This window comes from Gordonia sp. GN26 (assembly GCF_054823965.1).
Window position 1 is genome coordinate 37,786 of record NZ_JSYC01000015.1, and the last position, 26,348, is coordinate 64,133.

At 66.7% G+C, this 26,348-nt stretch carries 26 protein-coding genes; 14 read left to right on the top strand and 12 right to left on the bottom strand.

Annotated features, from left to right (window positions below):
- Positions 1-151 precede the first annotated feature (151 nt).
- Complete coding sequence (locus OK17_RS05215) at positions 152-607, bottom strand: SRPBCC family protein (protein ID WP_127962567.1); 456 nt, start codon at positions 605-607, stop codon at positions 152-154.
- A 205-nt stretch (positions 608-812) separates the two neighbouring features.
- Here OK17_RS05215 and OK17_RS05220 point away from each other — a divergent pair, with 205 nt between their 5' ends.
- Together OK17_RS05220 and OK17_RS05225 are read left to right on the top strand one after the other, a co-directional pair.
- Positions 813-1,670 (top strand): ParA family protein, encoded by an 858-nt coding sequence (locus OK17_RS05220; RefSeq protein ID WP_232718877.1) that lies wholly within the window; start codon positions 813-815, stop codon positions 1,668-1,670.
- Positions 1,667-2,155, top strand: coding sequence for a hypothetical protein (locus OK17_RS05225; protein WP_232718876.1), 489 nt, complete (start codon positions 1,667-1,669; stop codon positions 2,153-2,155). The genes OK17_RS05220 and OK17_RS05225 overlap by 4 nt, the downstream gene beginning before the upstream one ends.
- A gap of 20 nt (positions 2,156-2,175) precedes the next feature.
- On the opposite strand, the gene OK17_RS05230 is transcribed toward OK17_RS05225, so the two are convergent.
- Complete coding sequence (locus tag OK17_RS05230; RefSeq protein WP_461416875.1) at positions 2,176-3,576, bottom strand: AIM24 family protein; 1,401 nt, start codon at positions 3,574-3,576, stop codon at positions 2,176-2,178.
- A 312-nt stretch (positions 3,577-3,888) separates the two neighbouring features.
- Between OK17_RS05230 and OK17_RS05235 the strand changes: the two genes are divergently transcribed.
- On the top strand, positions 3,889-4,029 hold the full coding sequence (locus OK17_RS05235; RefSeq protein WP_232718871.1) for a hypothetical protein: 141 nt from the start codon (positions 3,889-3,891) through the stop codon (positions 4,027-4,029).
- Between the two features lie 49 nt (positions 4,030-4,078).
- Here OK17_RS05235 and OK17_RS05240 read toward each other — a convergent pair whose 3' ends face one another.
- The 9 genes from OK17_RS05240 to OK17_RS05280 all read right to left on the bottom strand — a co-directional run bounded on the left by OK17_RS05240 (position 4,079) and on the right by OK17_RS05280 (position 15,459).
- Positions 4,079-4,678: a DUF4262 domain-containing protein gene (locus OK17_RS05240; protein WP_461416876.1), complete on the bottom strand. Its 600-nt coding sequence runs from the start codon at positions 4,676-4,678 to the stop codon at positions 4,079-4,081.
- Between the two features lie 92 nt (positions 4,679-4,770).
- Positions 4,771-5,979, bottom strand: coding sequence for an MFS transporter (locus tag OK17_RS05245; RefSeq protein ID WP_248657851.1), 1,209 nt, complete (start codon positions 5,977-5,979; stop codon positions 4,771-4,773).
- On the bottom strand, positions 5,976-6,725 hold the full coding sequence (narI, locus tag OK17_RS05250; protein WP_232718860.1) for a respiratory nitrate reductase subunit gamma: 750 nt from the start codon (positions 6,723-6,725) through the stop codon (positions 5,976-5,978). The genes OK17_RS05245 and narI overlap by 4 nt, the downstream gene beginning before the upstream one ends.
- 8 nt (positions 6,726-6,733) lie before the next feature.
- A complete protein-coding gene (gene narJ, locus OK17_RS05255) occupies positions 6,734-7,423 on the bottom strand; it encodes a nitrate reductase molybdenum cofactor assembly chaperone (RefSeq protein ID WP_232718859.1) in 690 nt (229 codons plus the stop codon).
- A complete protein-coding gene (narH, locus tag OK17_RS05260) occupies positions 7,420-9,099 on the bottom strand; it encodes a nitrate reductase subunit beta (RefSeq protein WP_232718856.1) in 1,680 nt (559 codons plus the stop codon). The genes narJ and narH overlap by 4 nt, the downstream gene beginning before the upstream one ends.
- Positions 9,099-12,830: a nitrate reductase subunit alpha gene (locus OK17_RS05265; protein WP_127962571.1), complete on the bottom strand. Its 3,732-nt coding sequence runs from the start codon at positions 12,828-12,830 to the stop codon at positions 9,099-9,101. Before OK17_RS05265 ends, narH begins: the two co-directional genes overlap by 1 nt.
- 181 nt (positions 12,831-13,011) lie before the next feature.
- On the bottom strand, positions 13,012-13,341 hold the full coding sequence (locus OK17_RS05270; protein ID WP_006360202.1) for a cupin domain-containing protein: 330 nt from the start codon (positions 13,339-13,341) through the stop codon (positions 13,012-13,014).
- A gap of 258 nt (positions 13,342-13,599) precedes the next feature.
- Positions 13,600-14,226 (bottom strand): hypothetical protein, encoded by a 627-nt coding sequence (locus OK17_RS05275; protein ID WP_232718852.1) that lies wholly within the window; start codon positions 14,224-14,226, stop codon positions 13,600-13,602.
- 144 nt (positions 14,227-14,370) lie between these two features.
- Complete coding sequence (locus tag OK17_RS05280; RefSeq protein WP_232718851.1) at positions 14,371-15,459, bottom strand: PQQ-dependent sugar dehydrogenase; 1,089 nt, start codon at positions 15,457-15,459, stop codon at positions 14,371-14,373.
- A gap of 266 nt (positions 15,460-15,725) precedes the next feature.
- Here OK17_RS05280 and rpsH point away from each other — a divergent pair, with 266 nt between their 5' ends.
- The 11 genes from rpsH (at position 15,726) to OK17_RS05335 (ending at position 24,647) form a co-directional block, all read left to right on the top strand.
- A complete protein-coding gene (rpsH, locus tag OK17_RS05285; RefSeq protein ID WP_006360199.1) occupies positions 15,726-16,124 on the top strand; it encodes a 30S ribosomal protein S8 in 399 nt (132 codons plus the stop codon).
- A 13-nt stretch (positions 16,125-16,137) separates the two neighbouring features.
- Entirely contained in the window at positions 16,138-16,674 is a 537-nt protein-coding gene (gene rplF, locus OK17_RS05290; RefSeq protein WP_232718849.1) for a 50S ribosomal protein L6, read from the top strand.
- A gap of 3 nt (positions 16,675-16,677) precedes the next feature.
- Complete coding sequence (rplR, locus tag OK17_RS05295) at positions 16,678-17,082, top strand: 50S ribosomal protein L18 (protein WP_005197625.1); 405 nt, start codon at positions 16,678-16,680, stop codon at positions 17,080-17,082.
- A 46-nt stretch (positions 17,083-17,128) separates the two neighbouring features.
- Positions 17,129-17,776: a 30S ribosomal protein S5 gene (gene rpsE, locus OK17_RS05300; RefSeq protein WP_005197623.1), complete on the top strand. Its 648-nt coding sequence runs from the start codon at positions 17,129-17,131 to the stop codon at positions 17,774-17,776.
- A gap of 2 nt (positions 17,777-17,778) precedes the next feature.
- The gene (gene rpmD / locus OK17_RS05305) at positions 17,779-17,958 is read left to right on the top strand and encodes a 50S ribosomal protein L30 (protein WP_005197622.1); all 180 of its coding nucleotides are present in this window, start codon (positions 17,779-17,781) and stop codon (positions 17,956-17,958) included.
- Positions 17,959-17,961: 3 nt separating this feature from the next.
- On the top strand, positions 17,962-18,402 hold the full coding sequence (gene rplO, locus OK17_RS05310; RefSeq protein WP_006867008.1) for a 50S ribosomal protein L15: 441 nt from the start codon (positions 17,962-17,964) through the stop codon (positions 18,400-18,402).
- Positions 18,403-18,601: 199 nt separating this feature from the next.
- Positions 18,602-19,930 (top strand): preprotein translocase subunit SecY, encoded by a 1,329-nt coding sequence (gene secY, locus OK17_RS05315; RefSeq protein ID WP_232718848.1) that lies wholly within the window; start codon positions 18,602-18,604, stop codon positions 19,928-19,930.
- Complete coding sequence (locus tag OK17_RS05320; RefSeq protein ID WP_232718847.1) at positions 19,927-20,481, top strand: adenylate kinase; 555 nt, start codon at positions 19,927-19,929, stop codon at positions 20,479-20,481. The genes secY and OK17_RS05320 overlap by 4 nt, the downstream gene beginning before the upstream one ends.
- A gap of 19 nt (positions 20,482-20,500) precedes the next feature.
- Positions 20,501-21,295 carry a type I methionyl aminopeptidase gene (gene map, locus OK17_RS05325; RefSeq protein WP_461416880.1) on the top strand — a complete coding sequence of 265 codons (795 nt, stop codon included), beginning with the start codon at positions 20,501-20,503 and terminating at the stop codon, positions 21,293-21,295.
- Between the two features lie 180 nt (positions 21,296-21,475).
- Positions 21,476-22,465 carry an aldo/keto reductase gene (locus tag OK17_RS05330; protein WP_461416881.1) on the top strand — a complete coding sequence of 330 codons (990 nt, stop codon included), beginning with the start codon at positions 21,476-21,478 and terminating at the stop codon, positions 22,463-22,465.
- A gap of 100 nt (positions 22,466-22,565) precedes the next feature.
- A complete protein-coding gene (locus tag OK17_RS05335) occupies positions 22,566-24,647 on the top strand; it encodes a bifunctional lysylphosphatidylglycerol flippase/synthetase MprF (RefSeq protein WP_461416882.1) in 2,082 nt (693 codons plus the stop codon).
- On the opposite strand, the gene kstD is transcribed toward OK17_RS05335, so the two are convergent.
- Positions 24,616-26,313, bottom strand: a complete 1,698-nt coding sequence (gene kstD, locus OK17_RS05340) for a 3-oxosteroid 1-dehydrogenase (RefSeq protein WP_232718833.1) — start codon at positions 26,311-26,313, stop codon at positions 24,616-24,618. The genes OK17_RS05335 and kstD overlap by 32 nt on opposite strands.
- Between the last annotated feature and the right edge of the window lie 35 nt (positions 26,314-26,348).

Here is a 26,348-nt window from a genome sequence, read left to right on the forward strand (position 1 = left end):
CTGTTGTGCAGCACTTTCGGTGCCGATCCGGACCGAGGTTCGGATCGTCGGCGGCGCGATGATCCGTTGTCCGGCTTCACCTCGCTCTACGGAGCGTGGTGAAAACCGTCCGACCGGACGACAGTCGTGTCGTGCCGCCGGGCGGGGGTGCTCAGCGTCGTGCCGCCCATTCGTCGACGAGGCGCGGCAGTTTTCGGGCGCCGGCCGCCAGCGACCGCTGGAAGGTGCGGATGGCCAGGGCGTCGGCGACCTTGCCGATCGCCCCGCCCCCGACGCCGTCGTTGTGGACGCGGTAGGTGAGTCGTACCCCGTCGCGGGCATCGTCGAAGGTCGCGGAGATGGTGAACCCGAACGGCGACTCGGTGGAGGTGAACTCGGTCGCCTTCACGGGGTCGACGCGGGTGAACTCGCCGACCCAGTCGACGGTGCGTCCCAGAGCCTTCATCTGGCCCTTCCACGTGGTGCCGACGCGAGTGGGGCCCTCCGACACCGGCACGATGCCGACGACACCCGGCGTGAGCGCCGCGACGTGCTCCGGGACCAGGCAGTACTCCCAGACCACATCGGGCGGCTGCTTGATCACGACTGAGATGGAGGCTTCGGGCATCGTCGAACTCCTGCGGTGGTGGCGGGTGGCCCCCGACGTTACCCACGCGGAGGGAATCCGCAGCGAAAGTGCGGATATGGTGCGCATTTTCGCTACGCACCGTGGTGTTAAGCTCTCACGCCGGGGCGGCTGATCAGTGCGATGGGACGACCCGGTTCCCTGCCTTAAGCCGACGCACGACCGCAGGGAAGGCGGAGATTCTTCGATGGCCAAAGTGATCGCGACGATCAGTTTGAAGGGCGGGGTCGGCAAGACCACGGTGACCGCCGGGCTGGCCGAGTACATGTCGGCCGAGTTCGGTCAGCGGGTGCTGCTCATCGACCTCGACTCACAGATCAACCTGACCACCATGATGATCAGCGAGGAACGCTGGCTCGAGCTGAACACGAATGGTCGGACGCTGGCCACGTTGTTCTCCGATGCGGTCAAGGGCACCCGGTACTTCCGACTCGACGAGGCCATCGAGCGGGGTGTCTCACCGGTGAAGAAGGTGAACTCCGTGGATCTGCTCGCATCGTCGCTCGATCTCATCGAGGTCCAGGAGGATCTGAGTGCGCTGCGTGTCGAGGGGCGGGTGCCCGACGGTGGCACCGGTTTCCTCCGGGAGGCGATCGAGTCGGTGCTCGACTTCTACGACTATGTGCTGATCGACTGCCCGCCCAACATCGGGCCCATCACCCTGAACGGGCTGGCCGCCGCGGACGCCTACATCATCCCCACCATCCCGGATGTGTTGTCCACGTACGGAATCCCGCAGATCCAGACCCGGGTGCGCAAGATCGGCCATGAGATCGGCCGGACGATCGTCGAGCTCGGGGTGGTGATCACGAAGTACAAGGCGAACTCGGCCGTGCACCGGTCGACGGCGATGCGCCTACGCCGTGACCCGACCATCCAGCACGTGTTGCCCAGCTACATCAACGAGGCGAATTCCGTTGCCGCAGCGGCGGAGTTCGCGTCGTACGGGACGCTTCGGGTGAAGTACGGCAACTCCGGACAGTTCGACCAGTTCCGTGGCCTGACCATGGACGTGATGACCGAGGCGCAGGAGAAGATCCGATGAGTTCCGACGACACCCGCCGCCGCATGGAATATCAGGCCGTCGGCGGTGCGCTCGCGCAACTGGACGCGAAGAACCCGCAGGCCGCTCAGCTGATCGCGGGACTGGCCACCGTGATCATCGCCGAGGCGGAGAAGTCCTCCCGGTTCGCGTCGGCCCTCACCGGGGTGGTCGACGCGCTGCGGCCGGTCGACGGCGCGATCGACGGCGCTCCCGTGGCGGCGCGGAAGCGAACGGCGGCGCCGAAGAAGCGGGTGACACGTCAACCGGGTGCGTTCGATCCGTTCGTCGTCTACCGCGAGGGCGGTGGCCAGGAGCTGTCGGCGCGACTCGGCGAACTGACCGTCGACCAGCTCCGCGACATCATCGCCGAGCAGGAACTCGACACCCGCAAGGAGACGAGCCGGAAGCGCAAGCCCGAGGTGCTCGTCGCCTGGATCGTCGAACGCGTCGAGGCGTCCGAGAACAAGGGGAGCGTCTTCCGGTAGGTGTCACCCGGTCGTCGGGCTCAGCGGCCGAGGATGCCGCCCAGCATCCCGCCGGCGCCGGAGCCCGCGGCCCCACCGCCGCCCGTGCCGCCGATGAACCCGCCCGGCGGCAGCTCCGACGGCTGCACGACGACGAAGCCCTGGCCGGAGAAAGCGAGGGTGAACCGTTCGCCGGTGCTGCGGCCCATCAGGGTGCCGAGGTTGAACGAGTCGTTGGACTTCACCGAGGTCCGCAGACTGGACGACCAGGCGACCGCGGCCTGCGGGTCGGCGTACGTCGCGGCGTCGACGTCGAGGACCACCGGTGTGCCGTCGGTGGTGATCGCGATGCGCCCGCGGCCGGTGAACACGCAGTTGAAAAGGCCCGCGTTGCTCATGGCGCCGGCGCCCTGGACGCGCTGGATGTCGTAGCGGAGCGTCGAATCGAAGGCGAGGACGTTCGCGCCGTTGATCGTGAGGCCGTCGGTGCCGTCGAGGTCGATGAGATGCACGTCCGACGCGGCGTTGGCGAGGAAGAGGTCGCCCCGGCCGGTGACCTTCATCAGTGGGACACCCTCACCGGTCATCGCCTGACGCATCATCCGGCCGAGGCCGCCGGAGCCGAGGGCCTCGAAGTGGAGGTCGCCCTGGTAGGCGACCATCGAACCGGTGCGGGCCATGACCTCGCCAGAGAGGCCGACGCGACACATCTTGCTGCCCTGCTTCTGGATGCCCTGGCCGTTGACCTCGGCGTGGGACGGGGCGAACAGATCGCTGTGCATGGGGACTCCCGTTGATTGGGTCGTGGTCGGAGGCTGGGGCGGAGTGGCCGGCGACGGTGCGGCCGGTGGTGGTGACTGCGGTTGTGGGACAGGCGTATTCGTGGGCGGCCACGGCTGTGGATCGGTCACGCGCGGTGGCTGGCCCGGAGGTGATGGCGGTACCGGGTCGTCCTCGACGTCGATACCGAATGCGGACACCAGACCGGCGAGGCCGGAGTCGTAACCCTGGCCGACGGCGCGGACCTTCCAGGTGTCGTTGCGGCGGTAGATCTCGAGGCAGACCACGGCGGCCTCGCTGGTCAGACCCGACGGCGTGAAGCCGAGTTCCTCACCGCCGCCGCTCAGGGTCGCGGTCAGGGCGCCGGCGGTCGCGAAGGTGGACGGGCCGGTGCCGTCCAGGCTCGCGGCGACGACGACCGTCGTGATGTCGCGGGGGAGCGCGGCGGTGTCGACGGTGACGATGTCGACCGCTCCCGACGAGCGATAACCGACACCCGGGCCGGTGGGCTGGTTGTAGAAGATCAGGTCGGCGTCGGAGCGGACGCGACCGGCATCGGTGAGCAGGATCGCCGAGGTGTTGACCGGCGACGCGGAACGTACCGACACCGTCACGGCCGACGACGGCAACGGGCGGTTCTCTCCGGCGGACAGCGTGAGCACGCGTCCATTGTGCCAACTCGGCTGAGCGAGTAAATCGCTCCACTGACCGACCGGCGCGCCCCCGATGGGAGGCGCCCCCCGGGGGAAGTGCTCTCCAGAGCGATGCGGCGGACGATGTCTCGCCGGTGCCCGCTGGGGGCTGCGCGGGGGCGGTTCTCAGCGCAGCGGCCTCATCTGCCGCCGAAAAATCAGTGGCGCCCACCAACGGTTCCGCGTAACCATGTTCGGCAACAGTTCGTCACCGGGGCATCCGGGGCGATTGAACGGTGCCGCAACGTGGTTCGCGTCTGTGGAGCGAGGTGAGGGGGCGTCATGGCCGCAGCACTCCTGGCGATCGGGTGCGGTCTCGTCCTGTTCGCGATCATCGTCCTCACGGTTCTCGTCGTCGTGGGAGACGGGCGCCGCCGGGTGAGGTATCGGGAGGGATACGACACCCGACGGCCGACCCTCTGATGTCAGGAGCCTCCGTCAGTCTTCAAGACGGGCAACGGATATCCGGGCGTCAGTGCCCCGAGATGCGGCGGCCCCGGCGGGGTCGGGTGCGGTCGGGTCCGGTCTCGATGGTGATCACATGGGCGGCCCGCCGCGCGTGCGCCGAGAGATCCGGGATGCCCTTCACCGGCTGATGCATCGGCAGCAGGACGTATCCATCCTCCCAAGGGAACCGGCTGTATTCGTCCGGCCAGACCACCTGCAGCGTCGGGGAATCGGGGAACAGCAGGTTGGCGAGGATGAGTTCGTCCTTGTCGACCTGTTCGATCAGCCGCACCGAGACCGCGACCGTCTGCAGACGGATGTCGGTCTGTGTCGCGACCAGGTCGCGCCAGTCCTCGCGGTGCAGCAGGTCGCCGAGTTCGTTCAGGACGTGATGTGCGGTGAGCGGGTCGACGCCGTAGACGGCGAGCTCGGGGATCGAATGCAACGAGAGCCCGGCGGTGTAGGAGAACCCGCAGTCGGCCTCGCGGCTGCCGGCCTCGGGGAACCCTTCGCCGACGGAGGTCACCTGCCAGCCGCAGCGGCGGATGGTCTCGAGGGTCGAGCGGATGACGGGATTGGGATGCCACCGGGGCAGACCTCGGATTGCGGCAGCGTGGTCTGACATGGATCGCTCCTTTGTTCGAAGGGTGCGACCATGACACCACGGGGGTCCGACAACTTTGATCGTCGAAGCCCGAGTGCCGGTCGGGCGCGGGCTCAGTCGGCCGGCCTTCCGCGGATGCCGAAGATCGTGAACACCATCGCACCTGCGGCGAACACCGCGAGCAGCGCGAGGCCGGTGGTGTAGCTGTGGGCGGCGGCGTCGTAGGTGGCACCCATGACCAGCGGCGGGAAGAAGCCGCCCACCCCGCCGGCGGCCCCGACGATGCCGGTCACCGAACCCACCCTCTCGGCCGGTGCGGCCTGGGCGACCCAGCTGAACACCGACCCCGATCCGAGGCCCATGCAGATCGCCATCAGCACGAAGTCGATGCCCGCCGGGATCTCCAACGGGGGTGTGGTCATCATCCAGACGGCGAGGACCACCGCCCCGGCGCACGAGATCACCGTGATGATCCGCGGCCCGAACCGGTCGGACAGGATTCCGCCGAGCGGTCTGGCGAGCACGGCGGCGATGGCGAAACCCGCGGTCCGGGTGCCGGCCGCCTGCAGATCGAAGTCGTAGACGTCCTTGAGATAGGTCGGCAGGTAGGTGCTGAACGCGACGAAGCCGCCGAACGTGGCGGCATAGAGGAAGCCGAGTTGCCAGGTGACGGGCAGCTTCGCAGCGCCGATGAGCTTCGGCACCACGGAGTCGTGCGACGGGACCCAGCGCGGTGAGTCGCGCAGGAACATCCAGCAGACCACCGCGGTCGCCGCCAGCGCCACCGCGATGATGACGTGGGTGGCGACGTAGCCGAACCACGACACGAATCGGGGGGTGAAGAACGCCGACAGCGCGGTGCCGCCCATGCCGGCTCCGAACACCCCGGTGGCGAAGCCGCGACGCGACTTGTCGTACCAGGCGTTCACGAAGGGGATACCCACCGCGAACGTCGTACCGGCGACGCCGAGGAGGAACCCGGCGACGAGAAGCAAGGGGTAACTCGCGAGGCGACCGGCCAAGGCCACCAGCAACACGAACGGGATCGTGACGACCAGGAGCACCGTGAACATGAGACGCCCGCCGAAGCGGTCGGTCAGGGCGCCGGTGAGGATGCGGCCCAGCGATCCCACCAGAACGGGGATCGCGACGAGGATCGACTTCTGGCTCGCCGACAGGTCGAGCTGATCGGTGTAGACCACTCCGAGAGGACCGATGAGATTCCAGGCCCAGAAGCTGATCGTGAAGGCCCACGTCGCGAGCGCGAGATTGATCGCCTGCGACCCGGTCGTGGTCCGGGTGGCCGCGATGTCGGCCGTCATCGGTCACGGTCCTTCACCCCGACCGGGGCCCAGCCGGGACGCGCCGGCTGGTTGCCCGGCGCCGGGCGGCGGTCTCGGCTCCGGTAGACGATGTACGGCCGGAACAGGTAGTGCACGGGAGCGGTGAAGATGTGTACGAGCCGGGTGAAGGGCACCATCGCGAACAGGAGCATCCCGATCAGGACGTGCACGTGAAAACGCAACGGCGCCTGCACCATCGCCGAGACATCCGGTTGGAGAACGAAGATCGACCGGAACCATGGGGACACGGTCTCCCGGTAGTTCACGCCGTGTGCGTGCGGGTCCGCAGTACCGATGATCGTGATGTAGGTCCCGGCGATCAGTGCGGTGGTGAGCACGAGATACATCGCTTTGTCGTTCCTGGTGGTGGCCATGAACACCGGACCGGTGGTACGGCGCCGGTAGATGAGCATGCCCACACCGACGAGCGTCGCGACCGCCGCCAGCAACCCGAAGATCGCCGCGCCCCAGTGATAGGTCGTCTCGCTGACACCGATCGCCTCGGTCCACGACTCCGGGATCAGCAGGCCCATCGCGTGGCCGACGATGACGACGAGGATCCCGTAGTGGAACAGCGGCGAGGCGACTCGTAACAAACGGGACTCGTAGAGTTCCGACGACCTCGTGGTCCAGCCGAACTTGTCATATCGGTACCGCCAGACGGTGCCGCCGATCAGCAGCCCGAGCGTCACGTACGGCAGTACGCCCCAGAGGAAGATGTCCACGCGTCACCTCACGGTCGGTTCGGGATCGGGGGTCGTGATGAGGTCGGATCGATGGGGAGCAACCGCGGATCGAACGGTTCCAGGCCCACGGTTTCGACGGGGACCGGCCGGCATCGGGCCAGTGCCGTCTCGCGGTCGGGCGGCGACGGACTCGGCAGCGTCATGCACACCGCAGCCACCGCACCGGCATAGGGTGAGTCCGACTCCAGCAACGAGAACTTGATGAGTTCGAGTGCCGCTCGGTGCTTTTCGAGTAGTTCGATGCCGCGTCGCGGATCGGCCCGCGCGCTGAACTCGAGGACGATCGGGAGGTGGTCGGGAAGCTCACCGTGGAGGTCGACGAGGAACCCGCTGTCCCGGTAGACCTGCTTGAATTCGCCGAGTGAGGTTCCGCGCCGACGGGTGTCGCCGTCCGACCAGTAGGACAGGTACAGGGTGGATCGCTTCGACAGGTCGAACAGGGTGATGTAGTCGCGACGCAGGGTCATCGCGTCCCCGTCGGCGAGATGGTCGACCGTGCGCCGCAGCGACCGCACCGCGGCCTCGTCGCCCTGTTCGTCGAGAGCGGCGCGCATGAGGTCGATCCGGGAGAGCAGGTCGTCGTCGGGATAGCCCAGGCACCAGGAGCTGATCTGGTGGATCACCCGGACACCCGTCGATGTTCGTGCGGCTCGGTCGAAGAGGGAGAGCGTTCTCATCCGCGCTCACCCCGTTCGTTCTCGGCGCGGTCCGGGAACATCCCGTCGGGAACGCCGTTGCCGTCCCAGTTCAACAGGTTGGTACGACCGGCCATCGTGTGGGACCCGGCCGCGGTGTCGGTGGTCTGACGTTGCCGTAGCGCGTGGAAGGTCTCCACCGAGACCGGCGCCGGACGACCGCTGGCCTCGCCGAACGCGGACGAGTCGAACATCCCCGGTCCCTCGTCGTAGTCGAGCGCGCAGGCCATTTCGTCGAGTTTCTCGGCCTGCTCGAGATGGGCAGTCGGGATCACGTACCGCTCATCGTATTTCGCGATCGCCATCAGCCGGTACATCTCGTAGATCTGTTCCTCGGTCATCCCCACGGCGGCGGGGATGTCGCCGTCGGGATCGCGTCCGAGAGTGACATCACGCATGTACGACCGCATCGCCGCGAGGCGGCGCAACACCGAGTCGATGACGGTGGTGTCACCGGCGGTGAACAGTTCGGCGAGGTACTCGACCGGGATACGCAGCGCCTCGATGGCGCCGAAGAGGGTTCCCGGGCTCTCCGCGTCGTGTCCTTGCTCGGCCAGCAGGTCGACGATCGGGGACAGCGGCGGGACGTACCAGACCATCGGCATGGTGCGGTATTCCGGATGCAGCGGAAGTGCGACCCGATACTTCTTGGCCAGCGCGTACACCGGTGAGCGGCGCGCCGCCGCCAGCCAGTCGTCGGGGATCCCGTCGGCCCGAGCCGCCGCGAGGACCTCGGGGTCGTCGGGGTCCAGCATCAGATCGAGTTGGGCCCCGTAAAGATCCTGCTCATCCGGGGTGGACGCGGCCGCGGTGACGGCGTCGGCGTCGTACAGGAAGATCCCGAGGTAGCGCAGGCGTCCGACGCAGGTCTCCGAACACACGGTGGGTTGACCCACCTCGATGCGCGGATAGCACAGGGTGCACTTCTCGGCCTTACCGGACTTGTGGTTGAAATAGATCTTCTTGTACGGACATCCGGTGATGCACTGACGCCAGCCGCGGCACCGGTCCTGGTCCACGAGCACGATCCCGTCCTCGCTGCGCTTGTAGATCGCCCCGGACGGGCACGACGCCATGCACGAAGGATTGAGGCAGTGCTCGCAGATCCGCGGCAGATAGAACATGAAGGTCTGCTCGAACCCGAGTTTGACCGCGTCCTCGCTGTCGCGCCGGAGCTTCTCGACGATGGGGTCGTGCGGCACGTGTTCTGTTGCGCCACCGAGGTTGTCGTCCCAGTTCGCCGACCAGGTCACCTTGGTGTCCTCGCCGGTGAGCAGGGATTTGGGACGCGCGACGGGGAAGTCGTCACCGAGCGGGGCATCGATCAGCGTCTGGTAGTCGTAGGTCCACGGCTCGTAGTAGTCGTTGATCGTGGGCTGCACGGGACTGGCGAACAGGGTCAACAGCTTCTGGAGCCGTCCCCCGGTGCGCAACCGCAACTTCCCGTTGCGGTTGAGTCGCCATCCACCGCGCCAGGTGTCCTGATCCTCATAACGCCGTGGATAACCCTGCCCGGGACGGGTTTCGACGTTGTTGAACCACACGTACTCGGTGCCCGACCGGTTGGTCCAGGCCTGCTTGCAGGTCACCGAGCAGGTGTGGCATCCGATGCACTTGTCGAGATTCATCACCATCCCGACCTGGGCCATGACTCGCATCAGTACGTCACCTCCTGGCTGCGCTTGCGGATCGTCGACACCATGTCGCGTTGATTGCCGGTGGGGCCGAGATAGTTGAAGGCGTAGGACAACTGGGCGTATCCACCGATGAGGTGAGTGGGTTTGACGAGAAGTCGGGTGGGGGAGTTGTGGATTCCGCCGCGGCGCCCGGTCGCCTCCGACTTGGGTACGTCGATGGTGCGCTCCTGCGCGTGATGTACGTAGCAGACGCCCTCGGGCATCCGGTGACTCACGATCGCGCGGCAGACGAACACCCCGTTGGCGTTGACGCATTCGATCCAGTCGTTGTCGGACACCTCGATCGACGCGGCGTCCTGCGGACTCAGCCAGGCGACCGGACCACCACGCGACAGCGACAGCATGAACAGGTTGTCCTGGTACTCGGAGTGGATCGACCACTTGCTGTGCGGCGTCAGGTAACGCACCGTGATCTCGCGCGCGCCGTCGGGACCGAGTCGCGGTTCGCCGAACAGTCGGTGCATGTCCAGTGGGGGTCGGTAGATCGGCAGCGACTCGCCCATGTCGATCATCCAGTCGTGATCGAGGTAGAAGTGCATGCGTCCGGTGAGTGTGTGAAAAGGCTTGAGCCGCTCGATGTTCACGGTGAACGGGGCGTACCGCCGACCGCCGGTCTCGGAGCCGGACCATTCCGGCGAGGTGATCACCGGAACGGGTGCCTTCTGGGTGTCGGCGAACCTGATCCGCTTCTCCTCCGAACCCCGTGCGAGGTCGTCGAGTTGCACACCCACGCGGGTCTGGAGCTGTTCGAAACCGGCCACCGCGAGTGCGCCGTTGGTGGTGCCGGACAGCGTGAGGATCGCCTCGGCGAGCTTCTCGTCGGTGTCGATCGCCGGGCGGCCTTCGCCGGCACCGCTCGGCATGACGCCGTTGGCCTCGGCGAGCGTCCGCGTGTGTTCCTCGAGAGGGTAGGTCACGCTCTTGACGGTGAAGCCCAGAGTGTCGGCCAGCGGTCCGATCGTCGCGAGCTTGTCGGCGATCGCCGTGTAATCACGTTCGACGACACTGAAGTTCGGCATGTTCCGACCAGGTGTGCCACGCACGCCGGTGTCGCGCCAGTCGACGACCCGCCCGTGCGGTTGGGCGGTTTCCCCGGGGGTGTCGTGCTGCATCGGCGCACTCACGAGGTCGTGACGTGTCCCGAGGTGCGTCCGCGCGAGCTCCGACAACTTGCGGGCGAGCCGGTGGAACAGCTCGAAGTCCGACTTCGCCTCCCAGGGGGGAGCGATGGCCGGGGTGAACGCATGGACGAAGGGGTGCATGTCGGTGGACGAGAGATCGTACTTCTCGTACCAGGTCGCCGCAGGCAGCACGATGTCGGACAACAGCGTCGTGGAGGTCATGCGGAAGTCGGCGGACAGCAGCAGGTCGAGTTTCCCCTCGGGAGGCCGGTCATGCCACCGGATCTCGCTCGGACGCGGTGCCTCGGGATCTTCGGTCCCCAGCACGTTGTGATGTGTGCCGAGCAGAGTCCGCAGGAAGTACTCGTTGCCCTTGGCCGACGAACCGAGCAGGTTCGACCGCCACAGGACGAGAGTTCGCGGCCAGTTCTCCGGCGCGTCGACATCGGAGATGGCGGGTGTCAGGTCGCCGGTGTGCAGACGGTCGGCGACGTAACCGGCCACGTCGTCGGCGTCTCCACGGTCGACCGCTGCGGTGGCCTCGTCGGCGACGTCGAGGGGATTCGCCGAGAACTGCGGGTAGAAGGGCATCCACCCGAGCCGCGCGGACTGTGCGATCGCGTCGGCGGTGTGCTCGTGGTCCATCGAGCCGCGCGCCAGCGGGGAGGCGAGTGACGCGGTGGAATATCCGTCGTTGCGCCACTGCCCGGTGTGCATGTACCAGTACGACGTCCCGGTCATCGTCCGAGGCGGACGCGACCAGTCGAGCGCGTTCGCCAGCGACACCCAACCGGTGATCGGACGACACTTCTCCTGCCCGACGTAGTGTGCCCAGCCGCCCCCGTTCCGGCCCATACAGCCGGTGAGGATGAGCAGCGAGAGGATCGCGCGGTAGGTCGCGTCGCCGTGGAACCATTGGCAGATTCCGGCGCCCATGATGATCATCGAGCGGCCCTGCGACTCTTCGGCATTGGCAGCGAATTCGCGGGCGACGCGGATCGCGGCCTCGGCCGGGACGCCGGTGATCTCGGCCTGCCACGCCGGGGTGTAGGGCGTGGTCGCGTCGTCGTAGCCGGTGGGCCACTCGCCGGGAAGCCCGTCCCGGGCGACGCCGTACTGCGCGAGCATCAGGTCGAAGACGGTCGTGACGAGGCGGCCGTTGATCCGCCGGGCCGGGACACCGCGGCGGACCACCGAGCCGCTGCCGTCCGGTGCGTCGAAGACCGGGAAGGACACCGAGACGAGCTCCGCGTCGGGACCCAGGAGAGTCAGGGCGGGCCGCACGCCCTCGAGGTCGAGATTCCACCGTCCCACGCCGGACTCGGCGTACCGGAACCCCACCGAACCGTTCGGCACCGCGGGACCGTCGCGGTCCTCGTCCCAGAACACGGTCTTCCAGACGTCCTCGGCGGTGTAACCGGAGCCGACTTCGTCGGCGGTGGGGCTGGAGCCGACTTCGTCGGCGGTGACGAACTTGCCCGCCACCAGCGTGTCCTGGTCGTCGTGCTCGTCGAGGCGGATGAGGAACGGGAGGTCGGTGTAGGTGCGGACGTAGGAGTCGAAGAAGTCGGTCGTGCGGTCGCGGAAGAACTCGGTCAGGATGACGTGGCCCATGGCCATCGCGAGAGCGGCGTCGGTGCCGGCCTGCGCTGGTAGCCACTCGTCGGCGAACTTGGTGTTGTCGGCGTAATCGGGACTGACGGCGACCACCTTGGTGCCGCGATAGCGAACCTCGGCCATCCAGTGTGCGTCCGGGGTACGGGTGACGGGCACGTTCGATCCCCACATCATCAGGTAGGTCGCGTCCCACCAGTCCCCGGATTCCGGGACGTCGGTCTGGTCGCCGAACACCTGCGGACTCGCCACGGGCAGGTCGGCGTACCAGTCGTAGAACGACGTCATGACGCCGCCGATGAGCTGGATGAAGCGCGTGCCGACGCAGTGGCTCACGATCGACATCGCGGGGATCGGCGAGAATCCCGCACACCGGTCGGGCCCGTAGGTCTTGATGGTGTGGACATGTGCCGCGGCCGCCATCTCGGTGGCTTCGTCCCAGCTCACCCGCACCAGGCCGCCTTTGCCCCGGGCCTGCTGGTAGGAGCGGCGCCGGAGCGGATCGGACACAACATCGGCCCAGGCGAGGACGGGGTCACCGAGCCGGGCTCTCGCCTCGCGGTACATCTCGACGAGAACACCTCGCGCGTACGGGTGCCGAACACGCGTGGGGGAGTAGGTATACCAGGAGAATGCGGCGCCGCGCGGACATCCGCGTGGCTCGTACTCGGGTCGGTCGGGTCCCACCGACGGGTAGTCGGTTTCCTGGGTCTCCCAGGTGATGATCCCGTCCTTGACGTAGACCTTCCACGAGCACGAACCGGTGCAGTTCACCCCGTGCGTGGAACGGACGATCTTGTCGTGGCTCCACCGGTCTCGATAGAAGACGTCGCCGGCGCGCCCACCGTCACGGAATACTGCGCGACGGTCGTCGGTCTCGTCCCAACGCGTGAAGAACTTGCCGATGTTCAGAAGGGCAGTGGCTGCAGTGCCCTGAGTGTCGCCGGACCGGGCCATGCGCGCCACGATACACATCTGTGTCAGGCGATATCTGCTATTTCCTCGATTCGACGCGAATGCGACAAACAATCTCAAGAATGGTGTGTCGGGAAATCAAATCCGCACTCGAACAATTGCGGACCCCAGGGCAGGTTGCGCTCATCGATTGCGTAGGTCCGACGTGCTTCGGCGTCGTGGGTCAGTGCGTGGCGACTGTCAGCAGCACCGCGGAATCCTCGCGGGCGGTGAGTCCGTGACGCTCGGGAGGGATCGTGACGAGGTCGCCCTGCCGGCCATCCCAGTTGTGCTCGCCCGTCTTGAGGGAGACGTGGCCCCGGAGGACGTGAAGGGTTGCCTCGGTGGGGCTTTCGTGATCGGACAACGTGGCTCCGGCGACCAGCGCGATAACCGTCTGTCGCAGGTGCCGTGAGGAGTCGCCGTACAGCGTGTGCGCAGCGCGACGGCTCCTGGCCCCATGTGCGGTGGTCAGGAGCTCGTCGACGAGTTCGGGCAGCCGGGTCGAGTGCATGGCTCGACGATGGCATACGGCGCGCACGATGGTTGTGGTTCTGCCGATCGACGCCGATCTGTTGCCGACCGGAACACTGCCGGAGCTTTCGCCGGCATACACATGTGCGGCCTGGTGAATAGTGCGCTGCCCTGGGCGGAACTCGCGCTGAATACGCGATGTCGTCATGGTGCCTGCGGAAACCGGTGACCGCCGGGGATGCCCGCGCCGGCCACGGAGTGGTCGGACGACGATCGTGGGCCGCGTCGGCGTGGCGGGTCAGAAACGCAGAGAGCCCCAATCGAGAGAGCCCCAGTCGAGAGAGCCGGATCCCGACTGGCAGCCGGTGACAACCAGTTCCTGCGGGGTCGGCCGCCGGTCAGCGGTCTGGGGGCCCGACTTGATGCGGTAGTAGATGGTTTGGGTGCCCTCCGGCGAGGGTGCCGGTGGCGCGGGATTGGTGACGGTCTTGAGATTGACCGTCGCCGTGCTGACGAAACCGTCCGGTTGGGCACTGCTGTTGTACGGCACACCGCCACCAGCCGGGGGCACGCCGGGCGCGAGTTGGGAAAACAGTTTGGTGCCGTCTTCTCGTTGGACCCAGCGGGCCATGGGCCACGGGATCCCGTTGACGTACCGCCACGGAGCCGTCAGGTCTCCGACGTTCCCGGTGGCATTGATCCAGTCCTGGTTCGCTTCCTGCTTGAACCACCAATCTGGTTGGTAGAAAGTTGAATTCGTGTAGTTGGTGAGTGTGAAGGTGGCGGTGCAGTTCTTGTTGTCGACGGCGGTGATCTCGACTCCCTTGCCTTGTGCGGCGGCGTTGCCCGCGCCGGCGAGTGTTGATACGGCGACTGTCAGGCTTGCTGCACCGGCTATGAGAGTGGTGGTGATCCTTCGGTTCATCGCGACCTCTCTGGGTCCGACGTCCCGCGCGGTTGGCGAGATCCCGTCCGACGGCCCCTCATCCGAGACCCACCGTAAACACATCGCACCAACGCGCGGTGGGCGAATGGACATTTCGGCGAGACTGCTGTCGACGGCGTCGTGTCAGCCGGCAATCACGCGCAGTATGCGATCGTCGTCATCGGTGGGCTGTCCGCGGCCGTCGGTGTTGCTCGTGCTCACCCAGAGCGAACCGTCGGGTGCCGCGGCCACCGCGCGGATCCGTCCGTAGTCGTCGGTGAGGTGACTCGCCGGTTGACCGGCCGACTCCCCGTCGAGGGGCACCTCCCACAGCCTCCGGCCGCGCAACGCGGCGACGTACGCGCGATCACCGACGATCGCGAGGCCGGCCGGCGAGGCCTCCTGCGGGGTCCAGGTGACCTTCGGGGCGATGAACCGAGGATCGTCGGATTCGCCTTCGAACTCGGGCCAGCCATAGTTGCCGCCGCGCCGGATGAGGTTGAGTTCGTCGCGCCGGTTCTGGCCGAACTCGGTTGCCCACAGGCGGCCCGCGCCGTCGAATGCCAACCCTTCCACGTTGCGATGGCCGTAGGAGTAGACCTCGTTGCCGAACGGGTTGCCGGGCCATGGGCGACCCTCGGTGTCCACACGTAGGATCTTGCCGTTGAGGGACCGTATGTCTTGTGCGACAGCGGGTTCGGCTGCATCGCCGACCGCGACGAAGAGGCTGCCGTCGGCATCGAAGACGAGCGCACCGCCGTGGTGGTTGTAGGCGGCGTCGAGGCCGCGCAGGAGCGTGCGCGGACCGGTGAGTCGCCGGCCGTCGAAGTCCAGCCGGACGAGCCGGTTGTCGGAGTCGGTGGTGTAGTAGACGAACACCGCGTCCTCGGCGCCCGGGGCGATCGCGATGCCCTGCAGCCCACCCTCGCCGCGAGGCGCGGCGTCGCCGATCTCGCCGACGGTCCGGACCTCGCCCGACCCGGACACCCGCACGATCGTGGCGTCGTCGCGTTGGGTGACCAACGCATCGCCGCCGCGGAGGAATCCCATTGCCCACGGCACGTTCAGTCCCGAGGCGATCACCTCGACGGCTGTCCTCCCCGTGTCCTCGGTGTCTCTCTGCCCGTCGCGCGACGGTGAGGGGCGGACGACGTCGGCGCCCGAGCAGCCGGAGGTGAGTACGGCGCCGGTGAACCCGAGCAGCCCGGCGGTGAGAAGCTGGCGGCGATCCATACCCTCGATGGTGCCCGATCTCGGTGGCGCTCCCGGGCCCGATTTGGGTCTGGCCAGCAGATTCCCTACACTAGACCGGTTGCCTGTGCACCTCAGGTGCCCGGGACACAACTGAATAGTCTCCGGTGCCGGCGAAAAGCCAAGGGCACCGGCGACGAGAACCTTGAAGAAACTATCCACTTCGTGGAAGGCCCACCGCAGGTCAGAGGGATTTCCTCTCATCGGCGCTGTATGGGAACCGCCACGAGAAAGGTTGACGGTCAACCATGACCATGACTGACCCGATCGCAGACTTCTTGACGCGTCTGCGCAACGCCAATTCGGCGTACCACGACGAGGTGAAACTCCCGTCGTCGAAGATCAAGGTGAACATCGCCGAGATCCTCAAGCGTGAGGGCTACATCACCGACTACCGCATCGAGGATGCGGAGGTCGGCAAGAGCCTCATCGTCTCCCTGAAGTACGGCCCGAGCCGTGAGCGCTCCATCGCTGGACTGCGCCGCGTGTCGAAGCCGGGCCTCCGGATCTATGCAAAGTCCACCAACCTGCCCAAGGTGCTGGGCGGCCTCGGCGTGGCCATCATCTCCACGTCGTCGGGTCTGCTCACCGACCGCCAGGCAGCCAACCAGGGCGTGGGCGGCGAAGTCCTCGCCTACGTCTGGTAGGGGAGGGAACGACATGTCGCGTATCGGAAAGAACCCCATCGAGATCCCCGCGGGCGTCGACGTCACCGTCGACGGACAGCGTGTGACCGTCAAGGGCCCCAAGGGCGAGCTCGCGCTCACCGTTTCGGAGCCCATCGAGGTCGCCAAGGAAGACAACACCATCGTTGTCACCCGCCCCAACGACGAGCGTCGCAGCCGCGCGCTTCACGGCCTGAGCCGTTCGCTGATCAACAACCTGGTCATCGGCGTCACGCAGGGCTACACCACGAAGATGGAGATCTTCGGTGTCGGCTACCGCGTACAGGCGAAGGGTAAGGACCTCGAGTTCGCCCTCGGTTACAGCCATCCCGTGCCGATCGAGGCCCCCGAAGGCATCACCTTCGCCGTGGAGTCCCCGACCAAGTTCTCGGTCACGGGTATCGACAAGCAGCAAGTCGGCCAGATCTCGGCGAACATCCGCCGCCTGCGTCGTCCGGACCCCTACAAGGGCAAGGGCATTCGTTACGAGGGTGAGCAGATCCGTCGCAAGGTCGGAAAGACGGGTAAGTAAGCCATGAGTGACACAGCTACCAAGACCAGCCGTAAGCCCCTCGGCAAGGACGTGTCGACGCGTCGTCGCAAGGCGACCGTCAACCGGCACTTCCGTCTCCGCAAGAAGGTCAGCGGAACCCCGGCTCGCCCGCGTCTCGCGGTCAAGCGCAGCTCGCGCCACATCCACGTGCAGCTCATCGACGACCTGGCCGGCAAGACGCTGGCCGCCGCGTCGTCGATCGAGGCCGACGTGCGTGCAGCAGGCGGCGACAAGTCGGCCCAGGCCCGCAAGGTCGGCGAGCTCATCGCCGCCCGCGCCAAGGCTGCCGGTGTCGACGCCGTCGTGTTCGACCGTGGTGGCAAGGACTACCACGGCCGTATCGCCGCGCTCGCCGATGCCGCCCGTGAGGGAGGCCTGAGCTTCTGATGACCATCTTCACCAGCTACACCCACATGACCGGAGGGAACCTCTGATGCCCGGACGTCAGCGTGACGGCGGAAACGGACCCGCCGGTAACGACAACAACCAGAACAACGCAGGTGGCGGCAACGACCGTCGCGGCGGTGGCCGCGGAGACCGTCGCGATCGCGGCGGCCGCGACCAGGACCGCAACCAGCTCGAGCGCGTGGTGACCATCAACCGCGTCTCGAAGGTGGTCAAGGGTGGACGTCGTTTCTCGTTCACCGCTCTCGTGGTCGTCGGCGACGGCCAGGGCATGGTCGGCGTCGGCTACGGCAAGGCCAAGGAAGTTCCGGCCGCGATCCAGAAGGGTGTCGAAGAGGCTCGCAAGAACTTCTTCCGCGTCCCGCTGATCGGCGGCACCGTGACCCACCCGGTTCAGGGTGAGGCCGCTGCCGGTGTCGTCATGCTGCGCCCGGCCAGCCCCGGTACCGGTGTCATCGCCGGTGGCGCGGTGCGTGCCGTGCTCGAGTGCGCAGGCGTCCACGACGTCCTGGCCAAGAGCCTCGGCTCGGACAACGCGATCAACGTCGTCCACGCCACCGTGGCGGCACTCAAGATGCTGCAGCGTCCCGAAGAGGTCGCGGCCCGCCGTGGTCTGCCGATCGAGGACGTCGCTCCGGCCGGTATGCTGCGCGCTCGCGCAGGACAGGGAGTCTGATCATGGCAGAGCTGAAGATCACTCAGGTCAAGGGCACCATCGGTACCAAGAAGAACCAGCGTGACAGCCTGCGGACCCTCGGACTGAAGGGCATCCGCCAGACCGTCACCCGCGAGGACACGCCGATCAACCGCGGCCTCATCAACGCGGTTCGTCACCTCGTGACAGTCGAAGAGGTTTAAGCAATGACCATCAAACTCCATCACCTTCGCCCCGCACCGGGGTCGAAGACCGACAAGACCCGCGTGGGTCGCGGTGAGGGGTCCAAGGGTAAGACCGCGGGCCGCGGCACCAAGGGCACCAAGGCACGTAAGAACGTGCCCGCCGGCTTCGAGGGTGGCCAGATGCCGATCCACATGCGGCTGCCGAAGCTCAAGGGCTTCACCAACCGCAACCGGATCGAGTACCAGGTCGTCAACGTCGGCGACATCGCGCGTCTCTTCCCGCAGGGCGGCACCATCGGCGTCGACGAGCTCGTCGCAGCCGGCGCGGTGCGCAAGAACAAGCTGGTGAAGGTGCTCGGCGACGGAGAGCTCTCCGTCAAGGTCGACATCACCGCCGACAAGTTCACCGCCTCCGCCAAGGAGAAGATCGCCGCTGCCGGAGGCAGCGTCACCGAACTCTGACGGAACCGACCGCCGGTCGGGCGGCAGCAACGCTGCCGTCCGACCGGCGGTTTCGGCGTCACTGTTAGAGTTTCAGACGTTGTCTGCCGCATCCGCAAGATCGCCGCATCCCGAACATTGTCGATTGCCGAGCACACGGGGATCGGGTCGTGACCGACCCGGAACTGCACCCTCGCGTGGTCGTTCCTAGGAGGAGTTAGTGCTTTCCCCCCTCTTCGCGGCCATACGGACGCCGGACCTGAGGAAGAAGATCCTCTTCGTTCTCGGCATCATCATCCTGTATCGCCTCGGCGCGACCGTGCCGTCGCCCGGTGTGGACTACCAGGCCGTGCAGGCATGTCTGGACGAGGTCTCGGCCGGTGAGTCGAGCTCGGTCTACTCCCTGATCAACCTGTTCTCCGGCGGCGCGCTGCTGCAGCTGTCGGTGTTCGCGATCGGCATCATGCCGTACATCACGGCGTCGATCATCGTCCAGCTGCTCACGGTGGTCATCCCACGGTTCGAGCAGCTGCGTAAGGAAGGCCAGGCAGGCCAGGCCAAGATGACGCAGTACACGCGTTATCTCGCCGTGGCCCTGGCGCTCCTCCAGTCGACCGGCATCGTCGCCCTCGCCGACCGCGGTCAGCTCCTCCCACAGTCCTGTGCGAGCAGTGGTGAGGTGCTCAACGACTCCAGCATCTTCGGCCTGATGATCATCGTGCTCGTCATGACCGCCGGCGCCTGTGTGGTCATGTGGTTCGGCGAGCTCATCACCGAGCGCGGCATCGGCAACGGCATGTCGCTGCTGATCTTCGCCGGTATCGCAGCTCGCATTCCGGCCGAGGGTCGCACCATCCTCAACACCCGCGGCGGACTCGTCTTCGCCCTGGTGTGTGTCGCCGCGCTGATCATCGTCGCGGGCGTCGTCTTCATCGAGCAGGGCCAGCGCCGCATCCCGGTGCAGTACGCCAAGCGCATGGTCGGCCGCAAGATGTACGGCGGCTCGTCGACCTACCTGCCGCTGAAGGTCAACCAGGCCGGCGTCATCCCGGTCATCTTCGCCTCGTCGCTGCTGTACCTGCCGCAGCTGATCGTCGAACTGACGCGCAGCACCGACGGCACGCAGTCGACGTGGCAGGAGTACGTCACCAAGTACCTGACCGATCCCAGCAACGGGGTCTACATCGCGGTCTACTTCCTGATGATCATCTTCTTCACGTACTTCTACGTGGCGGTGACGTTCAATCCGGAAGAACGTGCCGATGAGATGAAGAAGTACGGTGGCTTCATCCCGGGCATCCGGCCGGGCGCCCCGACCGCGGAGTACCTGGGCTACGTTCTCAGCCGCATCACTCTGCCCGGTTCGATCTACCTCGGTATCATCGCGGTCCTGCCGAACCTGTTCCTCGAGATCGGTAACAGCGGCAACGTCCAGAACCTGCCGTTCGGCGGCACGGCCGTACTGATCATGGTCGGTGTGGGCCTGGACACGATGAAACAGATCAACAGTCAGTTGATGCAACGAAAGTACGAAGGATTCCTCAAGTGAGACTCGTTATTCTCGGCCCGCCCGGAGCAGGCAAAGGCACCCAGGCGGAACTGCTGAGCGAAGCCCTCGGCATCCCGCACATCTCGACCGGTGACCTGTTCCGCGCCAACATCTCCCAGGGCACCCCGGTCGGTATCGAGGCCAAGAAGTACCTCGACGCCGGCAACCTGGTCCCCTCCGAGATCACCGTCGACATGGTTCGTGCCCGTGTGGGCGAGCCGGATGCGGCCAAGGGCTTCATCCTCGACGGCTTCCCGCGTTCGACCGAGCAGGCCGATGCCCTCAAGGACATCCTGGCCAATCTCGACGCCTCGCTTGACGCCGTGCTGTCCTTCGTCGTCGACACCGACGTCGTCGTGGAACGCATGATGGCCCGTGGTCGTGCCGACGACACCGAAGAGGTCATCCGCAACCGGATGGACGTCTACACCAAGGAGACGTCCCCGCTCCTCGCCTACTACGGCGACGAGGTCAAGACCATCGACGCGGTGGGCGACATCCAGGATGTCCACCAGCGCGTGCTGAGCGCCCTCGGCGCCGGCGTCAACTGACACCCGACTGCGTCCGCTGATGGGTTTTCGTAAACGCAAGCGCGTTCCGTTCCGCTCCGCCGGTGAACTGGATGCGATGGCAGCAGCGGGCGCAGTCGTCGGATCGGCCCTCGTGGCCGTCCGTGACGCCGCGAAGGTGGGGGTCAGCACCCTCGAGCTCGACGAGGTCGCGGAGACCGTGATCCGCGAGGCCGGGGCCGTTCCCTCCTTCAAGGGTTACAACGGTTTCCCCGGATCGATCTGCAGCTCGGTCAACGACGTCGTCGTCCACGGAATCCCGTCGGCGGATGTCGTTCTGGCCGAGGGTGATCTCGTGTCGATCGACTGCGGCGCGATCCTCGACGGCTGGCACGGCGACTCGGCCTGGACCTTCGGGGTCGGGGAGCTGTCGCAGGCCGACGCCGAACTGTCCGAGGCCACCCGTCTCTCGATGGAGGCCGGTATCGCGGCCATGGTCGACGGCGCACGCCTCACCGACATCTCCCACGCGATCGAACTCGGTACCCGCGCCGCGGAGAAGAAGTTCGACCGGCCCTTCGGCATCGTCGACGGCTACGGCGGTCACGGCATCGGCCGCGAGATGCACATGGACCCGTTCCTCGCGAACGAGGGCGAGCCGGGCAAGGGCCCGCTGCTGGTGATCGGGTCGACCCTCGCCATCGAGCCGATGCTGACCCTCGGCACCGTGGACACCACCGTCCTCGAGGACGACTGGACGGTCGTCACCGACGACGGCTCACGAGCCGCGCACTGGGAACACACCGTCGCGGTCACCGCCGACGGTCCCCGGATTCTCACCCCGCGACCCCGCTAGTCGTCGCCGACTCGATTCTGCGACAGCCCGGAGTCTGCCGGGTTGTGAAGCTCCGCTTTATGGTGCGCATAGCGAACAACGATTGATCGCCGATCCGCTCACCCGTTGAATGGTCGTGATCGTGTAGTCGTGACCTGGCACGGTGGATGACGAGTGACGAGCAGAGAAGAGTGGGACGAGATGACGATTGTGGAACTCGGCGACGGACTGAAGGTTTCAGCCCTCGGATTCGGTGGCATGTCGCTGACCGACGTCTACGGCGCGGTGTCGGATGACGACGCCCTGCGTACCCTCACGCATGCGGTCGACAGCGGCGTGACGTTCATCGACACCGCCAACGTCTACGGTGACGGGCGCAGCGAGACCACGATCGGGAAGCTACTCAGGACTCGCCGCGACGACGTCCAGCTCGCCACCAAGTTCGGCATCGTCCGTCAGGGCGGCGTCGGACAGCGCGGGGTCCGCGGCGACCGAGAGTACGTTCGCGAGCAGGTCGAACTCAGCCTGGCACGACTCGGCACCGATCGCATCGACCTGTACTACCAGCACCGCGTCGACCCGGTGGTCCCGATCGAAGAGACCATCGGCGCGGTCAAGGAACTGGTCGAGGAGGGCAAGGTCCTGCACATCGGTCTGTCCGAGGCGACCGGTGACGAGATCCGCCGCGCGGTCAGCGTGCACCCGATCGCCGCCATCCAGTCCGAGTGGAGCGTCGTCTCCCGAGACGTCGAGCGCTTCGTGGTACCCGCTGCCCGCGAGCACGGAGTCGGCTTCGTCTCCTACTCAACCCTGGGCCGCAAGTGGCTGGCCGGGCTCCTCGACTACAACGACCTGGTCGAAGGCGATGTGCGCCTGAACATCTCGCGCTACACGCCCACCAACCTCGCGTACAACAAGCCGGTCCTCGACGAGTTCTTGCAGATCGCCGACGAGGTCGGTGCCACCGGTGCACAGCTGGCGCTGGCCTGGTTCTACACCAAGGGTCGCGAGTTCGATCTCCCTGTCGTCTCGATCCCGGGTTCACGGTTCGCCGAGCGCGTCTCGGAGAACCTGGCCGGCGTCGACGTCGCACTGACCACGCAGCAGGTCGAGCGACTGGATACGTTGGCGGCCAAGGTTCGCGGTCATCGGTCCGCTCAACCACAGTTGGTGTCCTCGGCACGCGAGTGACCCGCGACCGCGCCACTGCGGGGTGTGTATCGGCCGCCGTATTCGTGCCGGTTCCTGTCGTTGGGCGTGTGGCGGCTGATATCTCGTCGTACCGTTGACCATGCACTTCGACGTGTCGTGGTCCGCTGCTGTCCGCCGGTTGCCGTTCACCGCCGCCCTCACCATTGCGCTGGCCGTCGTCGGTGTGGCAACCGGTTCGCTCTGGGGCCGGGCCAACGACAAGTCCTGGTATCGCGACGTCGCCTTCGGCCTGCCCGCGCTGCGTGAGGGCAAGTGGTGGACACCGATCAGCTCTGCCTTCGTTGAACCCGGGCCGTGGTTGTATCTGATCGCGTTCGTGGTCGTCGTCGTCGGAATGGGTTGGGCCGAATGGCAACTCGGCACGGTCAAGGCGGTCCTGGTGGGCGTCGGCGGACATCTGGCGTCCTGCTTCCTGACCGTCGGTGTTCTGTGGCTGCTGTCGACCGAGGTCACGTCGTGGCGGTGGGCGGAGGACCTGGCCGAGTCGCGGGGCGCGGGTGTCGGCGCACTCGTCGTGTCCGCGGTCGCGGTGGCCTCGGCGACGGTTCGTTCTCCGTGGCGCCCGCGCGTGCGTGTGCTGATGGGCGCGGTCGTCGCCACCGCGTTCCTCTTCCAGGGAACTCTCGCCTCCGTCGAATACGTTCTGGCGGCCGTGATCATGCTCGTGGTGGGGGAGAAGTTCTTCGCCACCAAGGAGCGTGGCTACATGCCTCGCACCCGGCGCGAGGTCCGCATGCTGGGATGCGCCGCGCTGTTGGTGATCGCCGCGGCGAACCTGATGGTGTTCCTGTTCCCGGGGGACGGCCCGCTCGGACCGACCGACGCCGGCGACGACTCGGTGTTCACCATGCTCATCGGTCTGGTCATCAACGTGCTGATCGCCGACCAGCTACGTCGGGGCAAGCGGTGGGCCTGGTGGGTCGCGGTCGTGATCGGAGCGCTGAACGTCGTCGCGACATTCCTGACGGTGGTTCTCGTCATCTTCACCGACGTCTCGACCGAGGGTGCGGTGACATTGGGTACCACGCTGCTGTGGGCGTTGTTGCTCGCCATCCTCATCCCCGGCCGGTTCGCCTTCGCCGTCCCGTGGCGGGTGCGGCATGAGGGTGCGCCGGGTGATGACCCCGACGCCGATCCGGTGGATCGGGTGCGGGCCCTCCTCCGTGAGCACGGTGGCGGCACGATGTCGTGGATGACGACCTGGCCCGGCAACTCGTATCAGTTCTCCGACGAGGGCGAGTCGGTGGTGACCTACCAGAACCACGTCGGAACCCTGCTGGCGCTGGCGGATCCGGTGTGCGCCCCCGAACGTCGTCGTGATGCGGTGAACGCCTTCATCGAGCTCGCGGAGCGTTCGGGCGCGACGCCGTGCTGGTTCTCGATCGGGTCGTCGACGTCGGAGATCGTCACCGAACGCGGTTGGCTGAGCGTACAGATCGCCGAGGACACGATCGTCGACCTGCCTGGTCTCGAGTTCAAGGGCAAGCCGTGGCAGCATGTGCGCTCCGCCCTCAACAAGGCGGGCAAGCAGGACATCTCGATGCGCATGGTCACCCTCGCCGACGAATCCTTCGCCGTGCGAACCCAGGTGCGGGCCATCTCCGAGGAGTGGGTGGGGGACAAGGGCTTACCCGAGATGGGCTTCACGCTCGGCAGTGTGGAGGAGGCGATGGACCCGGCGGTGCGCGTCGCGCTGGCCGTCGATCCCGACGGGAACGTCCACGGCGTCCTGTCCTGGCTCCCGGTGTATGCGCCCGGCGGTGAGGTCGCCGGTTGGACACTCGACATCATGCGCCGCCGGACCGACGGTTTCGGTCCCGTCGTCGAGTACCTGATCGCGTCGTCGGCCGTGTCGTTCAAAGACGAAGGAGCGCAGTTCATCTCGCTGTCGGGTGCGCCGCTGGCCCGCACCGAGGACTTCGATCCCGAGCCGCTCGACAAACTGCTAGACGCTCTCGGTGCGGCTCTCGAGCCGTACTACGGGTTCCGGTCGCTGCACACGTTCAAGAAGAAGTTCAATCCGCGCTACGAACCGGTGTATCTCGCCTTCCGCGATGAATCCGATCTTCCCCGAATCGGTTTGGCGGTCTCGCGCGCATATCTCCCGGATGCCACCGCGGGTCAGTTGCTCAAACTCGCGGCGTCGGGCAAGGAGGCGTGACGTCGCCTGCTTGGGAGCGGTCCTGCTGATCCGTGGCGTGCAGCGCCGCGAGGTAACCGAAGACGAGCGCCGGTCCGATGGTGGCGCCCGGGCCCGCATAGGTGTGGCCCATCAGCGCGGCGGAGGCGTTGCCGACGGCGTATAGGCCGGGGATGGGGGCACCGTCCGGGGTGAGTGCGCGGGAATGCTCGTCGGTCACGATCCCACCTTTGGTGCCCAGGTCGGCCGGGACGATGCGCGCCGCGTAGAACGGCGGGCGGGTTATCTCACCCAGGCTCGGATTGGGGCGGTTGGTGGGGTCGGCGTAGTAGCGGTCGTAGGCCGACTCGCCACGATGGAACTCCGCGTCGTGACCGGTGCGGGCGGCGTGGTTGAAGGTCGAGATGGTCTCGCTCAGTGCGGCGGCAGGCACACCGATCGTGTCCGCCAGCTCGCCGACCGACCGGGCAGTGGTCAACGCACCCGAGTCGAACCACGAGGACGGCAGTGGGGCACGGGCGGGCTTCCCCGCGAACATGTACCGGTTGCGGTAGGTCTGGTCGAATATCAGCCAGCAGGGGAGGTTCTCGGCCGGGCCGTCGCCGCGTCCGTGGAGGCCGCCGAACATGCGATGGGTGGCCTCGACGTACGGCAGGGACTCGTTCATGAAGCGGCGTCCGTGTGCGTTGACGATGATGCTGCGCGGCAGAGAACGTTCGGCGAGTGCGAACCAGGGTCCCTTCGGCAACGGAATCGACGGAGCCCACCACGCATCGTCCATCAGGGCCGTCGCCGCGCCTACAGCCACCGCTGCGCGGATGCCGTCACCGGTGTTGGAGGGAACCCCCAGGGAGAGCGACGCGCCTGCCGGCGCCCGGTGGTGTTCGCTCCGCATCGATTCGTTGTGGTCGAAACCGCCACTGGCCACGACGACCCCACGGCGCGCTATGAACGACGTTCCGTCGGCGCACCGGACGCCGGTGACGCGGTCTCCGGCGCGGGTCACCTCGATGACCTCCATGTCGAGATGAACGGAAATCCCCGCTTCCCGTACGCCGACCATCAGCGAGGCGGCCAGCGCGCCGCCGAGTCCGACGATCTGAGCTCCCCGGGCCCTGGCCAGGGCGGTGCGGCCGGCGACCCTGAGCGCCCGCATCGGTCCTTGCCAGTGCCGGAGTCCGGTGCTCAGCCAACGGTAATCGGACTGCTGCACAACGACGTTCATCGGTGTTCGGGTGTAGAACGGCTGCATGGTGGCGTGATCGTGACCGAGGCGCCGGAGGTCGAACGGCCGCGGCTCGCAGGACCGGCCTCGGGCCAGGCCCCCGGGCTGTTCCGGTAGGTAGTCGCTGTAGCCGCGAACCCACTGCAGATCGAGTGCGGAGTGTTCGGTCAGGAACCGCAGTGCCTCATCTCCCCGGTCGATGTAGACGTCGATGCGCGGGTCGTCGGAACCGACGATGGCATGGAGGTAGGTGCGTGCCGACTCGGCGTCGTCGGCGGCCAGGTGGGCGCGCAGGACATCGTTACCTGGAATCCACACCCCGCCTCCGGATCTCGCCGTGGACCCGCCCCAGTGTGAGGACTTCTCCAGCAGCACCACGTCGAACCCCCGGGCGGCCGCGGTGATCGCAGAGGCCATCCCGCCCGCGCCGGACCCGACCACGATCACATCCACTTCGTTCATCGCCGCTCCTCTGATAGTAACTGTCTATGTGACAG